Source organism: Microbacterium foliorum (assembly GCF_006385575.1).
In the GTDB taxonomy this organism is placed as follows: Bacteria; Actinomycetota; Actinomycetes; order Actinomycetales; family Microbacteriaceae; genus Microbacterium; species Microbacterium foliorum_B.
In genome coordinates this window covers 2,865,727-2,879,835 of record NZ_CP041040.1, presented here as the reverse complement: position 1 = coordinate 2,879,835, position 14,109 = coordinate 2,865,727, and the positions used below count along the sequence as shown (strand labels likewise).

The 14,109-nt window shown below is 69.4% G+C and carries 13 protein-coding genes; 9 read left to right on the top strand and 4 right to left on the bottom strand.

Features of this window, described 5'->3' with window-relative positions; genetic code table 11:
• Nucleotides 1–2: 2 nt before the first annotated feature.
• Complete coding sequence (locus FIV50_RS13925; RefSeq protein ID WP_140037935.1) at nucleotides 3–2,078, bottom strand: bifunctional lysylphosphatidylglycerol flippase/synthetase MprF; 2,076 nt, start codon at nucleotides 2,076–2,078, stop codon at nucleotides 3–5.
• 84 nt (nucleotides 2,079–2,162) lie between these two features.
• Between FIV50_RS13925 and FIV50_RS13920 the strand changes: the two genes are divergently transcribed.
• Nucleotides 2,163–3,230, top strand: a complete 1,068-nt coding sequence (locus tag FIV50_RS13920; RefSeq protein WP_140037934.1) for a PQQ-dependent sugar dehydrogenase — start codon at nucleotides 2,163–2,165, stop codon at nucleotides 3,228–3,230.
• Nucleotides 3,231–3,288: 58 nt separating this feature from the next.
• Here the strand turns inward: FIV50_RS13920 and FIV50_RS13915 are convergent, their stop codons facing one another.
• Nucleotides 3,289–3,942, bottom strand: coding sequence for a DsbA family protein (locus FIV50_RS13915; RefSeq protein ID WP_140037933.1), 654 nt, complete (start codon nucleotides 3,940–3,942; stop codon nucleotides 3,289–3,291).
• An 86-nt stretch (nucleotides 3,943–4,028) separates the two neighbouring features.
• The gene (locus FIV50_RS13910; protein ID WP_258184281.1) at nucleotides 4,029–4,442 is read right to left on the bottom strand and encodes a hypothetical protein; all 414 of its coding nucleotides are present in this window, start codon (nucleotides 4,440–4,442) and stop codon (nucleotides 4,029–4,031) included.
• 88 nt (nucleotides 4,443–4,530) lie between these two features.
• Here FIV50_RS13910 and FIV50_RS13905 point away from each other — a divergent pair, with 88 nt between their 5' ends.
• The 3 genes from FIV50_RS13905 to FIV50_RS13895 are packed head-to-tail and all read left to right on the top strand — an operon-like array spanning nucleotide 4,531 to nucleotide 7,446.
• Nucleotides 4,531–4,899: a PLD nuclease N-terminal domain-containing protein gene (locus tag FIV50_RS13905; RefSeq protein WP_140037932.1), complete on the top strand. Its 369-nt coding sequence runs from the start codon at nucleotides 4,531–4,533 to the stop codon at nucleotides 4,897–4,899.
• Between the two features lie 14 nt (nucleotides 4,900–4,913).
• Nucleotides 4,914–6,560: a 2-succinyl-5-enolpyruvyl-6-hydroxy-3-cyclohexene-1-carboxylic-acid synthase gene (menD, locus tag FIV50_RS13900; protein ID WP_140038795.1), complete on the top strand. Its 1,647-nt coding sequence runs from the start codon at nucleotides 4,914–4,916 to the stop codon at nucleotides 6,558–6,560.
• A 43-nt stretch (nucleotides 6,561–6,603) separates the two neighbouring features.
• Nucleotides 6,604–7,446 (top strand): polyphosphate kinase 2 family protein, encoded by an 843-nt coding sequence (locus FIV50_RS13895; RefSeq protein ID WP_140037931.1) that lies wholly within the window; start codon nucleotides 6,604–6,606, stop codon nucleotides 7,444–7,446.
• Nucleotides 7,447–7,559: 113 nt separating this feature from the next.
• Here the strand turns inward: FIV50_RS13895 and FIV50_RS13890 are convergent, their stop codons facing one another.
• Complete coding sequence (locus FIV50_RS13890) at nucleotides 7,560–8,825, bottom strand: isochorismate synthase (RefSeq protein ID WP_140037930.1); 1,266 nt, start codon at nucleotides 8,823–8,825, stop codon at nucleotides 7,560–7,562.
• Nucleotides 8,826–9,177: 352 nt separating this feature from the next.
• Between FIV50_RS13890 and FIV50_RS13885 the strand changes: the two genes are divergently transcribed.
• The 5 genes from FIV50_RS13885 to FIV50_RS13865 all read left to right on the top strand — a co-directional run bounded on the left by FIV50_RS13885 (nucleotide 9,178) and on the right by FIV50_RS13865 (nucleotide 14,102).
• On the top strand, nucleotides 9,178–9,741 hold the full coding sequence (locus tag FIV50_RS13885) for a hypothetical protein (RefSeq protein WP_140037929.1): 564 nt from the start codon (nucleotides 9,178–9,180) through the stop codon (nucleotides 9,739–9,741).
• Nucleotides 9,738–10,457 (top strand): class I SAM-dependent methyltransferase, encoded by a 720-nt coding sequence (locus FIV50_RS13880; protein ID WP_140037928.1) that lies wholly within the window; start codon nucleotides 9,738–9,740, stop codon nucleotides 10,455–10,457. Before FIV50_RS13885 ends, FIV50_RS13880 begins: the two co-directional genes overlap by 4 nt.
• A gap of 45 nt (nucleotides 10,458–10,502) precedes the next feature.
• Entirely contained in the window at nucleotides 10,503–11,564 is a 1,062-nt protein-coding gene (locus FIV50_RS13875) for a polyprenyl synthetase family protein (RefSeq protein ID WP_140037927.1), read from the top strand.
• Between the two features lie 58 nt (nucleotides 11,565–11,622).
• The gene (locus tag FIV50_RS13870) at nucleotides 11,623–12,996 is read left to right on the top strand and encodes an FAD-dependent oxidoreductase (protein WP_140037926.1); all 1,374 of its coding nucleotides are present in this window, start codon (nucleotides 11,623–11,625) and stop codon (nucleotides 12,994–12,996) included.
• Between the two features lie 62 nt (nucleotides 12,997–13,058).
• Nucleotides 13,059–14,102, top strand: coding sequence for a hypothetical protein (locus FIV50_RS13865; RefSeq protein ID WP_140037925.1), 1,044 nt, complete (start codon nucleotides 13,059–13,061; stop codon nucleotides 14,100–14,102).
• Nucleotides 14,103–14,109: the final 7 nt, after the last annotated feature.

Genomic DNA, 14,109 nt, shown 5'->3' with positions numbered 1-14,109 from the left:
AATCAGTCCTTGCTGCCCCGCACGAGCTCGAGACCGGCGCCGGCGAACTGCCGCAGTGTGGCATCCGGCAGGAAGGCCCGCGTCAGGGCCGTGCCGATGGCTGCGAGGTCGCTCTCGTCGCGGAACAACAGGTACATCGTCTCGTAGCGCGGGTGGAACTTCTGCTTGAAGCGGTGCAGCGACGCGAAGCCGTAGACGGGTTCGAGCGCCTCGGCGAGGCGGTCGCTGAGCACGGCGATCATGCCGGCATCCGGCGGATAGTCGTGGGCGAGCGGAGCCCCCGAAAGTGACATGATCTCGGCGCCCTCCTCCGAGAACTGCTTCGCCGACGATCCGATCAGATACTCCATGACGGGCCCGAAGCCGCCGTCGCGCCGCCGCATGAGGTCGAGCGTCCACCCGCGCACGGTTCCGCCCTCGCCGTAGACCGGCAGCCATGAGAGGAAGCCGTCGACGTCGCCGTTCGGGGCGAGCGCGAGGGCGAGTCGTACCTCGGGATCCTCGGCCTCGTCGAGCGTGCCGAGTGTGAACCGCATCTCGGGGAGGTCCTTGTCGCCGACCCAGGCCTCCGAGATCGCCCGGAGCTGCTGTCGCACGCCCCACGATTCATCACCCAGGCGGGTCAGACGGAAGGTCATGTCCTCGCGCCCCGCCCGATTGAGCGAGCTGCGCACCGAGTTCCACCTCTTGCCCGTGAACTCCAGACCGGGCAGGTCGACGATGGTGTCGTCGGCGACCACCAGACTGCGCCAGCCCGCGGGCACGGCATCCCGCGTGGCGTCGTCGGCGCTGAAGAAGCAGGGCACCAGGCCCGCGAGCTCGGCGGTGCGGATGAACTCCGCGACGGCGTCGGCACGCGATGACGACGGCCCGATCGGGTCGGCGAGCGCGAGTGCGACTCCGGCGCGGCGCTGATACGCGACGATTCCCGCAGTGCTGCGCGCGTAGCTGTTGCCCTCCCACGTCGTCATCCACGACAGGGTGCCGCCGCCGTGCGCACGCAGCTCGGTCTTGACGTCTTCGACGGTCGGGGCGGGTTGGATGCCGAGCGGCGACTTGCGCTTCGCTCGGAACGCCCGACGCACCGCGATCAGGTAGACGAGCAGGATCACCCAGAGGAATCCGTTGGCGAGGGCGAGCTCGGTCTCGCCGTCCCAGCGGAAGTCGACCTGGGCCTGCGAGAACACCGTGATCAGCACGAGCACGAGCGCCGCGATCAGGATGTTGAAGAGTCCGAGCAGGATCACGAGCACCCACGACCAGCGTCGGCCCCGCAGCAGTCCGTTCACGAGCACGACGATCACGACGACATCGATCGCGAGGTCGATGAATCCTCCGGATGCGGGCTCGGTCGGACCGAACGGACCGTCCGTCGCGATCAGGGTCGTGATGATCTCGACCGCCCCCAGCACCAGCAGAGAGATCACGGCGATCAGGCGCTGTTCGCGCACGGTGGTCCGCTGCACGCGCAGGGAGCGATCGACGACCAGGATCAGCAGCACGGCGAGCAGATGCTCGAGATCCGCGACCGCACCCCAGAACAGCATCGCGATGAACACGAAACCGAGCAGCACGAGCCAGCCGCGCACCCGCCACGGTGCGCGGAAGAGTCCGATCGCGGCGGCGATGCAGGCCATGGTGCCACCCGAGGCGCCGACATCGAGCGCCTGAGCCTGCTCCTGAGCCCACGCCCACGGCAGCTGCGAGGCGAAGAAAAGCACGAGTGCGGTGGCCAGGATCGCGAAGAGCTGCCCGACCCAGTAGTAGGCGAGCGCGACCCGGGTTCCCCGGCGGTACTCGAGGTAGGCCATGCCCCAGAATCCCGAGATCGTGAACACATACACCCAGGGCGCGTTGACGAAGAAGGTGCCGGTGAGCGGCGTCCACCACATGCCCTGCGCGAGGTTGGGCAGGCCGTAGGCGACGGTGCCGAACAGGTCGGTCTGCTCGAAGGGGCGCCACAGGCCCTGCCACACCACGCCGACGACGAGGATCGCCGCGACCATCGTGAGAGTGGCCGGCGTGCGTCGCAGCACGGCGAGAACAGGATGCGATGTGGGGGTTCGCGCCTCGGTCATGCGCTCAGCGTAGCGAGAGCGGCGCATCTTCCGGGGCGGAAGGTCGCGGTGGCGGTGCGACGGAGCATCGCGTTGGATGGAGTCATGCCCGCGCATCGATCCCTCCGCTCCACGCCCGCACGCCGGCGCGCGTCGATCGCGCTCGCGACAGCATCCATCGCCCTGCTCACGGCCTGTACGTCGCCGGAGCCTGCGACGCCGGTGTCGGGTGCGGAGTCGTTCGTCGAAGACCTCGACGCCCCGTGGTCGATCGCTTTCCACGGCGATGTCGCTCTGGTGAGTGAGCGTGACAGCGCCCGCGTGCTCGAGGTCTCCGAAGACGGTCAGGTGCGCGAAGTCGCGGTGATCGAGGGGGTGTCGCCGGGCGGAGAGGGCGGACTGCTCGGGCTCGCGGTGAGTGATGGCGAGCTCTTCACGTACTTCACGGCGCAGGGAGAGAACCGCGTGGAGCGGCGGACGATCGTCGGGGATGCGGGTGGGCTGTCGCTCGGCGAACCCACGGTGGTCATCGACGGCATCCCGGCCGCCGGCAACCACAACGGCGGGCGCATCGCCTTCGGGCCGGATGGGATGCTGTACGTCACGACGGGCGACGCGGGCGATCGTGACAGCGCTCAGGATCTCGACGCGCTGTCGGGCAAGATCCTGCGACTCACGCCCGACGGCGAGGCGCCGGCCGACAACCCCTTCGACGACTCACCCGTCTACAGCTACGGGCACCGCAATCCGCAGGGCATCGCCTGGGATGCCGAGGGCGCGCTGTACGCGAGCGAGTTCGGGCAGGACACCTGGGACGAACTCAACGTCATCGAGCCCGGCGGCAACTACGGCTGGCCCGAGGTCGAGGGGATCGCCGACGACAGCGACTACATCGACCCCGTGCAGCAGTGGCGGCCGGATGCCGCGAGCCCGAGCGGCATCGCCGTGACGGGCTCGGACGTCGTGATCGCGAATCTCCGGGGCGAGCGCCTTCGCACCGTGCCGCTCGAGGACCTGACGTCAGGCACCGACCGGTTCACGGGCGACCTCGGCCGCCTGCGTGACGTCGTGGTCGCTCCGGACGACAAGCTCTGGGTACTCACGAACAACACCGACGGACGCGGCAGTCCCTCGCAGGGCGACGACCGCATCCTCCGACTCGACGTCGACTGAGTCCGCGGCGCGGATCAGGCGAAGGCGTCGACGCCCGTCGCACGTGGTCCTGCCCGACTCAGCCGTTCACGGCCTTCTCGATCGCAGCCTCGAGATCACCCCACGCCTCCAGCACCACGGGTTCGCCGTCGATGAAGAAGCTGGGCGTGCTGCGCACTCCGAGCTGCTCGCCGTCGCTCTTGTCGGCCTGCACGCGCTCGAGAGTCGCCGGGTCGGCGACCGCGGCGTCGTAGGCCGCCATGTCGAGTCCGAGTTCGACGGCGAGCGTCCGGAACACCTCCGGCGTCTCCTCCGACTGCTCGCCCCACTGAGCCTGCGTCTCGAACAGCCGGTGGTACATGTCCTCGAAGCGGTCCTGCTCTGCCGCTGCCTCGGCGGCGAGAGCGGCCTGCGTCGAGTTGATGTGCCCCGGCAGCGGGAAGTAGCGGACCACATAGGTGATCTCGCCGTCGTACTGCTCGCGCAGGTCTTCGATGATCGGGTAGAACGCGCCGCACGCCTCGCACTCGAAGTCGAGGAACTCGACGACCGTGACGGCATCGGGCCCGCCGTCGTCGAGCACGTGCGAGTCAGTGCGGACGGTCTGCAGCTTCTCGCCCTCGGGCGGAGCAGGATCGGCGGCCTGCTGCGACATGGCGTAGACGATACCGACGATCGCCAGGATCATCGCTACGGCGATGGCGATCAGGGTCGCTGTGACAGGGGTCTTCATGGGGTTCTCCAACGGTTCGGATCAGGCAGGGTGATGAGACCGCGACGAGGGCGCGGCCGGGGTCGCCGACGAGCGGCGTGCCTGAGTCAGGTGCGGGAGAGCGAGAGCTGCGTGAGGGTGAGAGCGGGCACATGCCGGCGCGGACCAGCACGGTTGGGCGCCGATGCGCGCAGCGCGACCGCGCGGCGGATCAGGGGTGTGCCCCTGGTCGACCGCAGCGACAGAAGCACGAGCACGAAGCAGCAGAGCGCGGCGATCACGACGATGCCGGCGTCCGACGGCGTGGTTGCGACCACGCTCGTGTCGTCATGATGGCCCGCGACCGATGCGGCACTCGCACCCGGCGCGAGACACAGCGTCGTGTGCGCATCGGCCTTGCCGTGCGATGTCGACCACGCGCCGATCACGAGCAGCAGGGCGAGGCCGAGCGCGAGACCGACCCGGAGGATCAGCATCCGCTCGACGCCCTGGTGGCGCAGTCGCATCGACGGGGCAGGCATGGTGCGCGCAGTCTAACAATCGGGCATCGACGCCCGCCTGCAGGTGCCCCGCGGGCCCACGCCGCGCAGACCCGCCTACACTGGAGGGGTGGCGAGACTGTTGATCGTGGGCGGCTTCCTGGCCGCCATCTTCTGGGTGTTCAGCATCGTCGACTGCGCAGTGCAGCCGCCGACGCGGCACCGGGGCGTGCCCAAGGCCGCCTGGATCGCCATCGTCGTCTTCATCCCGGTCATCGGCGGGATCCTCTGGTTCGCGCTCGGCCGTCGCCGCGCCAACGACAACGGGGGAGCGATCCGCGTCATCGCGCCCGACGACGACCCCCAGTTCCTCCGCAGCATCAGCAAGAGCGAGCAGGACGCCCGCATCCGCCGCCTCGAAGAGGAACTCGCGAAGCTCGAAGACGAGACCGACGACGGCACCGCACCCGACGGCACAGCGCCGGACACGCGTCCGTGACAGCATCGCCGGCGATGGATGCCGCGGCATCCCTGATCGCCGACCTCATCGGTCACGGTGTGCGCGATCTCGTGCTCTCGCCGGGCTCCCGCTCTCAGGCGCTCGCGCTCGCCGCAGTGCACGCCGCGAACCAGGGGCACCTGCGCCTGCACGTGCGCATCGACGAGCGCGTCGCCGGGTTTACGGCACTGGGCCTCTCGCGTGAGACCGGGGTTCCCACCGCAGTGCTCTGCACCTCGGGAACCGCCGCCGCGAACCTCCTTCCCGCCGCGATGGAGGCCTTCCACTCGGGAGTGCCCCTGCTGCTGCTGACCGCCGACAGGCCGCCCGAGCTCCGCGGAGTCGGAGCCAACCAGGCGACCATCCAACCGGGCATGTTCGCCGCCTGGGTGCGCGAGCAGGTCGACGCACCTGTTCCGGGCGACGACGACTGGTCAGGGCTCGCGATGCGAGCCGTCTCGGCAGCGGTGGGAGCGGATGCCGCGCACGGCCTCCCCGGAGTCGCAGGCCCGGTGCACCTGAATCTGCCGTCGCGCGAACCGCTGTCGGGCGATGTCCCCGCTGTCGACATCGCACCGGGCGAGGCTCCGCGACCCGCCCACGCAGACGCGCTCGTGCTCGAGCGCGGGCCGCGCACCGTCGTCATCGCGGGCGCCGATGCGGGCCCGGATGCCGAAGAGGTCGCGCACGCCGGAACCTGGCCGCTGATCGCCGAGATCGTCAGCGGTGCCCGTTTCGGACGCCAGGTCGTGCACGGCTATCGAGCGCTGCTGAGCGACGACGCTCTGGGCGGTCGCATCGAGCGTGCCGTCGTGCTCGGGCATCCGACTCTCAGCCGCGAGGTGGCCCGCCTGCTGTCGCGGGCCGACGTCGAGGTGATCGCCGTCCGCCGCGGCGGTGAGGCTCTCGACCTCAACGGACGCACGAGGCCCGCGGCATCCGTCGCGGTCGCCGCCGGCCCCGCTGACCGCGAGTGGCTCGGAGCCTGGCTCACGGCATCCGCAGCGCACGCCGTCGACCTCAGCGAACGCGCTCCCGACCAGGACGGACTCACCTCCAGTGACCCGTCCGCTCGACGCGATGCAGTGAAGGCCGAGCTGGCAGCGGTGCGCCGTCCGCTCGATCGTGAGCTCCTCGCCGACGCCGTCTGGCGGGCGACGTGGCCGCACGACCGGCTCGTGTTCGGGTCTTCGCGCCTCGTCAGGGTGGCCGACTCGGTGCTGGGCGGCAAGAAGGTTCCGGTGCACGCCAACCGCGGACTCGCTGGGATCGACGGCACGATCGCCACCGCCACCGGCATCGCTCTCGCGAGCCAGGCCGGGGGAGCTCCGGGGGTCACCCGCGTGCTGCTCGGCGACCTCGCCTTCCTGCACGACGTCGGAGCGCTGCTGCTGCCGCCGGACGAGCACGAACCCCGCATCCAGGTCATCGTGGGCAACGACGGCGGCGGCACGATCTTCGACGGCCTGGAGGTGGCGGGCACGGCGGCGCGCGCCGACCTCGACAGAGCCTTCTACACCCCGCACACGGTGCGCCTCGAGCAGCTGGCCCTCGCCTACGGCTGGGAGTACCAGCGCGTCACGACACGTACGGCGCTCGATCAGGTTCTCACCACTCCCGCCGGTGGTCGTCAGCTGATCGAGGTGCCGCTCACGCGCTGATCTCGTTCGGCATGGCGCGCGTCCGCAGTGGCAGGATGAACGCATGACAGCGCACGAGTGGGCGAAGACCTTCCAGGTCGGCGACGGATTCCGTCTCTCCGATGTCGATCCGCGGAGCACCGCCGGGTACGGAGGTGGGAAGGCCGACGGCAGGCGCGATCTCGAGGCCGGACTCAGCGAGCTCAATCAGCTGCAGGAGAGGCTCTTCGCCGAGAGCCGAGTCGGAGTCGCGAAGGACTCGGTGCTGCTGATCCTGCAGGCGATGGACTCCGCGGGCAAGGGAGGCATCGTTCGGCACGTCGTGGGCGGGGTCGACCCGCAGGGCGTCGCGCTCACGGCGTTCAAGGCGCCGACCGACGAAGAGCTCGCGCACGACTTCCTCTGGCGAGTGGCCAAGCGGCTGCCGGAGCCGGGATTCATCGGCGTCTTCGACCGCTCGCACTACGAGGACGTGCTGATCGGTCGGGTGCGATCGCTGGCCCCGGCCGACGAGATCGAACGCAGGTACGACGCGATCAACGAGTTCGAGGCCGAGGTCGCGGCATCCGGCACCCGCATCATCAAGGTCATGCTGCACATCTCGCCCGACGAGCAGAAGTCCCGGCTGATGGAGCGGCTCGAGCGGGCCGACAAGCACTGGAAGTACAACCCGGGCGATGTCGACGAGCGACTGCTCTGGGACGACTACATGGCGGCGTATCAGACCGTGTTCGATCGCACATCGACCGCTGCGGCGCCGTGGCATGTGATCCCGGCCGACCACAAGTGGTTCGCCCGCCTCGCCGTGCAGGAGCTGCTGCTCGATGCACTGCAGCAGATCGATCCGCAGTGGCCGGCCGCCGGCTTCGACGTCGAGGCAGAGAAGAAGCGCCTCGCGGCCAGCTGAGCGGGGCGGCGCGTTCACAATTCAGCATGATCAGAGCCCCGTCGGCCTGATCGGCCCCACAGAGCCCGTGATGCGCGATTCATGCTGAATCGTGAACGCGACAGCGCCGAGCCTCAGGCGAGGGCGTCGACCAACGGGCGGAACTTGACGCGGGTCTCGAGCAGTTCCGACTCGGGGTCCGAGCCCGCGACGATCCCCGCGCCCGCATAGGCGGTGACTGCGATGGCGGTCTCGGCGGGAGTGAACTGCGCGCAGCGCAGAGCGATGGCCCACTCGCCGTTGCCGGCCGCGTCGACCCATCCGACCGGACCGGCATAGCGTCCGCGGTCGAACGGCTCGAGCTCGCGGATCGCCGCGATCGCGGCGGATGTCGGAGTCCCTGCCACGGCGGCCGTCGGGTGCAGGGCACCGACCAGATCGAGCGACGAACCGCCGTCGGCCAACTCGCCCTCGACGTCGGTCGCCAGGTGGAAGAGGTTCGGCAGCTTGAGCAGGAACGGCTGCTCGCTCGCGGCCAGCGCGCGAGTGTGCGGACGCAGCGAGGCCAGCACGCTCTGCACCGCGTACTCGTGCTCGTCGAGATCCTTGGTGCTCGAGGCCAGATGAGCCGACGCCGCGGTGTCGGCATCGGCATCGGCTCCTCGTCCGATGGTTCCGGCCAGCACGCGGGCGGTGACGGTGCGCTGCTGCACGGTCACGAGCGTCTCGGGGCTCGCGCCGATCAACCCGTCGACCGCGAAGGCCCAGGTGTCGGGGTAGCCGGTCGACAGCGCGCGCACGAGGCGGCGCAGGTCGGATCCGGCGGGGATGCTGCCGGTGAGGTCGCGAGCCAGTACGACCTTGCTGAGCTCGCCGTCGGCGATGCGGGCCAGCGCCTGACGCACGGAATCCTGGTAGCCCTGCGGGCTCTGCGCCCCGGGGCCCACGGTGCCGGCCCAGTGGGGGCCGTAGCCGATCGTCGATGCCTCGGACTGCGGGTCGAGCGCAGGGTGCGACGTCGACGACGAGCGGATGCGGGTGAGCCACGTGCGCCCGTGGTGTCGGCCGATCACGAGTGCCGGCACGACGAGAACACTGTCGGCGGAGGAGCCCTCGTCGAAGGTCAGAGCACCGAAGGCGACGAGACCGGAGCCGGGGAGCGCGAGCTCGTCGTCGATCTCGGCATCCTGAGCCAGGTCTCGCCAGGCGGCGGCGATGGCGGCCGAGCGCATGGGCGCAGCACCCGCCGGGATGCGGATCGTCTCGACCACGCCGTCTCCCACGGCGACGATGCCGTCACCGCGCCGCAGCCATGCGAGGGGCCGCGACGGGTCGGCGTAGGCCAGGAGATCCTCGACCGGATCGATCTCTCGGGTCTCCACGACCAGCCTGCTGCTCACGTCTCCAGCCTAGTTCTTCGCTCGTTTCCCGGTGAGACCGCCTTTCTGTCGCGAGACCCACGGCCGTGACATGGGTTTCGTGCGGCGATGTCGGTTTCGGCTGGCGGTGGCCCAGGGGCGGCGGGGTTTCCTGGTGAGACCGACTTTCCGTCGTGAGACCCACGGCCGTGACATGGGTTTCGTGCGGCGATGTCGGTTTCGGCTGGCGGCGGCCCAGGGGCGGCGGGGTTCCCTGGTGAGACCGACTTTCCGTCGTGAGACCCACGGCCGCGAAAGGGCGGTCTCGCCGCGAAAGGTGGGTCTCGCCATCCGCCTCGACCGGGATGTGAGAGACCCCGCTTACGCTGAGGGCATGAGCGACGCCCGCCCCGAACCCGGCACCGAGATGATCTTCCAGTGGCGCAAGTGGGACGGCTCGCCGCATTGGCAGCACGAGTGCGTGTATCTCGGCGCCGACGAGTGGGGCGACTGGCTCGGGCAGCCGGTCGGCTGGCCGAGTGCTCGACCGGGTGCGGCCTTCATCGCGGAGACCCCCAACGTGACGCTCGTGCCGCGGCAGCCCGACTTCGCCCTGACGGTGAACCGCGATCACCCGAAGGGCATGCGGGTCTACATCGACATCGGGTGGGATGTGCGCTGGTCCGATGACCCGCTGGTGGCGGTCGGCATCGACATGGATCTCGACGTCGTGCGGGTCGATGGGCCGCGGGGCATCTGGGTCGACGACCGCGACGAGTGGGCCGAGCACAGGGTGCGATACGGATACCCCGCCGAGATCGTCACCAGGCTGGAGGCCCTGGCGCTCGACCTCGAGCAGCGCGTGCGCGAGCAGACCGCTCCGTTCGACGATGCGACCCCGGATCTCTGGCTCGATCGCCTCGACGCGCTGCACCTCGCGCCTAGACTGGGCACGTGACCTCGAACGAAGCAAACCGCGCTGATCTCGGCAAGGACCCCGCCCGCGTCAGCGGCATGTTCGACCAGGTCGCCGCGGGCTACGACCGTACGAACACGGCGATGACGGTCGGCAACGACGCGCTCTGGCGCGCAGCCACGACGAGGGCCGTCGCCCCGAAGCCCGGGGAGAAGATCCTCGACCTCGGTGCGGGCACCGCCTCGTCGTCGGCATCCCTCGCCCGCAGCGGAGCGCAGGTCGTCGCCGCCGACTTCTCGCCCGGCATGCTCGCCGAGGGCAAGCGTCGGCACGGCAGCATCCGCAATCTCTCGTTCGTGCAGGCGGATGCCACCGATCTGCCCTTCGAAGACGGCGAGTTCGACGCCGTCACCATGTCGTATGCCCTTCGCAACGTCAATGACCCCAAGAAGGCGCTGCGCGAGCTGCTGCGCGTGACGAAGCCGGGTGGCCGCCTCGTGATCAACGAGTTCTCGACCCCGCCCGGTGCGCTGTTCCGCGCCGGATACCGTTTCTACAACTCGCAGGTGCTGCCTCGGGTGGCCCGCGTCGCCGGCACCAACGGCGACGCCTACGACTACCTGAACGAGTCGATCCGCGACTGGCCCGATCAGAAGAAGCTCGCCGCGTGGATCCGCGAGGCCGGGTGGACCGAGGTCGAATACCGCAACCTCTCGTTCGGGATCGTCGCACTGCACCGGGCATTCAAAGCCGCGTGAGTACGACGCGCGAACCCCCACGGCTGACGACGGTAGGCTGAGAGCGTGACTTCGAGCCGCGTAGCCCCGGGTTCGCGACTGGCGAGCCGTCTCGGTTTCAGCGACCGTGTCTTCATCGGCACGGCTGGGCGACGCATCGCTCAGGCGATCGAAGACGGCCTCGAGCGTGTCGAGACCGGTCTCGCCGACGATGTGCGCGTCGCCGACCCGCTCGCCGACGCGGCCAGCCGCTACCTCTACGAGGCGGGGGGCAAGCGCATCCGCCCCGTGCTGACTCTTCTGGCGGCACAGCTGGGCGACGGCAACACCGACCAGGTGATCGACGTCGCAAAGGCTCTGGAGATCACCCACCTCGGCTCGCTGTACCACGACGACGTCATGGACGGCGCCGACCGCCGTCGCGGTGTGCCCGCGGCGCAGACGGTGTGGGGCAACAACATCGCCATCCTCACCGGAGACATCCTGTTCTCCCGTGCGAGCCAGCTGATGTCCCGACTGGGCGAGCGGGCGATCCGTCTGCAGGCCGACACCTTCGAGCGTCTCGTTCTGGGGCAGATGCACGAGACGATCGGCGCTCAGCCCGGCGACGACCCCATCGAGTTCTACCTCCAGGTGCTCGCCGACAAGACCGGATCCCTGATCGCCGCGGCGACGCAGGGCGGCGTGATCTTCTCGAACGCGCCCGCGCAGTACGAGGAGCCGCTGCGCGTCTACGGCGAGAAGATCGGCGTCGCGTTCCAGCTGCTCGACGATGTGATCGATCTCTCGGCGAAGCCCGAGGACACGGGCAAGGTGCCGGGCACAGATCTGCGCGCCGGCGTGCCGACCATGCCCTATCTGCTGCTGAAGGCCGAGACCGACGACGCGTCGATCGATCTGGCCGGCCGCATCGACGAGGGCGTGTCCCGCATCGCCGAGGGGGCGGACCCCGCAATCCTCGACGGGCCGCTCACAGAGCTGCGCGATCACGTCGGCACGCAGAAGACCCTCGCGCTCGCGCACTCCTGGACCCAGGATGCGATCGACGCGCTCGCCCCGCTCCCGCGCGGCACCGTGCGCGAAGCGCTCACCCGCTTCGCAGAGACCCTCGTCGAACGCTCCAGTTGATGTGTCGCGGCCCCAGGGTCGCGCGCTCCGGATGTGACGGCATACGAAAGGATCCCTTATGACCAAGCTCAGACTGGCCATCGTCGGAGCGGGCCCCGCCGGCATCTACGCCGCCGACATCCTGCTGAAGGCCGAGCGCAAGTTCGACGTCTCCATCGATCTCTTCGAGCAGCTTCCGGCACCCTACGGCCTGGTCCGCTACGGCGTCGCCCCCGATCATCCCCGCATCAAGGGCATCATCAACGCCCTCCGCGATGTGCTCGACCGCGGCGACATCCGTCTGTTCGGCAACGTCCGCTTCGGCGAGGACATCACCCTCGATGACCTGAAGAACCACTACAACGCGGTGATCTTCGCCACCGGCGCGATCCGCGACACCACCCTCGACGTCCCCGGCATCGACGCGGTCGCCTCCTACGGCGCCGCCGACTACGTGAGCTGGTTCGACGGACACCCCGACGTGCCGCGCGAGTGGCCGCTGGATGCCGCATCCGTCGGTGTGCTGGGCAACGGCAACGTCGCCCTCGACGTCGCCCGCATGCTGGCGAAGCACGCTGAGGACCTGCTGGTCACCGAGGTTCCCGAGAACGTCTACGAGGGGCTGAAGGCGAGTGCGGTCACCGACGTGCACGTGTTCGGTCGCCGTGGCCCCGCGCAGGTCAAGTTCACTCCGCTCGAGCTGCGCGAACTCGGCGAGCTGCGCGATGTCGACATGGTCGTGTACGACGAGGACTTCGACTACGACGAGGCGTCGAAGGACGCGGTCGCCAGCAACAAGCAGGTCATGGTCATCGACCGCATCCTGCAGTCGTGGCGCAAGCGCGACTCCGTGAACAACGCCGGGGGCACGGCATCCCGTCGTCTGCACCTGCACTTCTGGGCGCGTCCGGTCGAGGTCCGCACAGACGAGACGGGCCGCGTGGCGGCCCTGGTCTACGAGCGCACGAAGCCCGACGGACAGGGTGGCGCCGTGGGCACGGGTGAGATGCGCGAGGTGCCGCTGCAGGCGCTCTACCGCGCGATCGGATACTTCGGCTCGCCGCTTCCGGGTGTGCCCTTCGACAAGAAGCACGGTGTGATTCCCAACCGCGAGGGCCAGGTGCTCGCCAAGGACTCGAACCAGCAGATGACCGGCATCTACGCGACCGGTTGGATCAAGCGCGGACCGGTCGGTCTCATCGGCCACACCAAGTCGGATGCCATGGAGACCGTGCGGCACATCATCAACGACCAGGGTTCGTGGTGGCACCCGGAAGACCCGTCGGAAGAGGCGATCCCCGCGCTGCTGCAGGAACGCGGCGTCAAGTGGACCGACCTCGAGGGCTGGCACCGACTCGACGAGCATGAGGTCGCGCTCGGTGCGCCGCACGAGCGCGCCCGCGTCAAGGTCGTACCGCGTGACGAGATGGTGCGCGTCTCTCGCGGAGAGTGACCGACACCGGATCGTTGTCGGCACCTTGTGTGTCGGAGAGCGAGCGTCTCTAGGCTGATCGGATGCGACTGCGTTCTCTGATCGTCCTCGGCACCGCCGCCCTGCTGCTCGTCTCAGGGTGCACGGCCGAGCCGACGCCGAAGCCCACGGGCTCGCCGTCGGCGTCCGCCTCGGCGACGTCGACGGCGACCCCGACGCCCGAGGCAGTGGTCGAGCCGGAGACGGCGTTCGACGTGACCTGCGACGATGTCGCCGCGACGATGGCGGAACTTCTGGGCGAGCCGGCGACACCGGTCGAGCCGGTGCTCTCGGTGGTGTCGGCGATGGGCTGGCTTCCGGGTCCGGGGCAGCACATGTTCCAGCGAGCAGGCGGCATCGCCTGCTCGACCGGCGACACGGAACGCAGCTGGGAGGTCACGATCGTCCCCGACGCGGAGGCTGTGATCGCGGGTGCGACCGAGCGCCAGGGCTTCTGGGGCGAAGCGGCGAGCTGCGAGGACGGACGCTGCGGGTTCGAGCTGCCCGACGGAGACGTGCTGCTGTCGGCCACCGTCGTCGATCCCGATCTCGGCGCGGGCGACACCGCCCGGATCGAGGACGCACTGCGGGGGATCGCCGCGTCGGCGGCGTCGAGCACGCGCGAGGTCGAATACGTCGACAGCGAGATCGTCGGCGCTCCGTGCGAGCGCTTCACCACACCGGAGCAGGTGAACGCCGCATTCGGTGTGTCGGACGCGGCTCTCTTCACCGACTTCGGCGGCTGGGGGATCCCTGCTGAGGTGTACGAGGTCGTCAACGGCTCACGCATCTGCTACTTCAAGTCGGCCGGAAGTGAGTACGAAGGATCCAGCTATCTGATGCTCACGACGCTTCCCGCAGGAGCCTGGGCGTTCGAGAAGCTCGGTGGCGACCCCGTCGAGGTCGAGGGAGCCGATTCCGCCAAGGCCAGCACGGGTGAGCACGGTGAGAGCATCGTCGACGTGCGCGTCGGTCTCGACTGGATCCGGATGGTGACATTCGACAATGGAGCCGGTGCCGCCGACCCGGCTCCGCTGGCAGAGACGGTCGTGCGCAACCTCACGGTCGGACACACCGCTCCCGAGTAGCCCGCAC

Coding starts and splice junctions, on each gene's coding strand:
- FIV50_RS13895 (WP_140037931.1), top strand. CDS start 6,604: ATGACAGCGCACGAGTGGGCGAAGACCTTCCAGGTCGGCGACGGATTC.
- FIV50_RS13920 (WP_140037934.1), top strand. CDS start 2,163: ATGCCCGCGCATCGATCCCTCCGCTCCACGCCCGCACGCCGGCGCGCG.
- FIV50_RS13865 (WP_140037925.1), top strand. CDS start 13,059: ATGCGACTGCGTTCTCTGATCGTCCTCGGCACCGCCGCCCTGCTGCTC.
- FIV50_RS13925 (WP_140037935.1), bottom strand. CDS start 2,078: ATGACCGAGGCGCGAACCCCCACATCGCATCCTGTTCTCGCCGTGCTG.
- FIV50_RS13915 (WP_140037933.1), bottom strand. CDS start 3,942: ATGAAGACCCCTGTCACAGCGACCCTGATCGCCATCGCCGTAGCGATG.
- menD (WP_140038795.1), top strand. CDS start 4,914: ATGGATGCCGCGGCATCCCTGATCGCCGACCTCATCGGTCACGGTGTG.
- FIV50_RS13910 (WP_258184281.1), bottom strand. CDS start 4,442: ATGCCTGCCCCGTCGATGCGACTGCGCCACCAGGGCGTCGAGCGGATG.
- FIV50_RS13870 (WP_140037926.1), top strand. CDS start 11,623: ATGACCAAGCTCAGACTGGCCATCGTCGGAGCGGGCCCCGCCGGCATC.
- FIV50_RS13885 (WP_140037929.1), top strand. CDS start 9,178: ATGAGCGACGCCCGCCCCGAACCCGGCACCGAGATGATCTTCCAGTGG.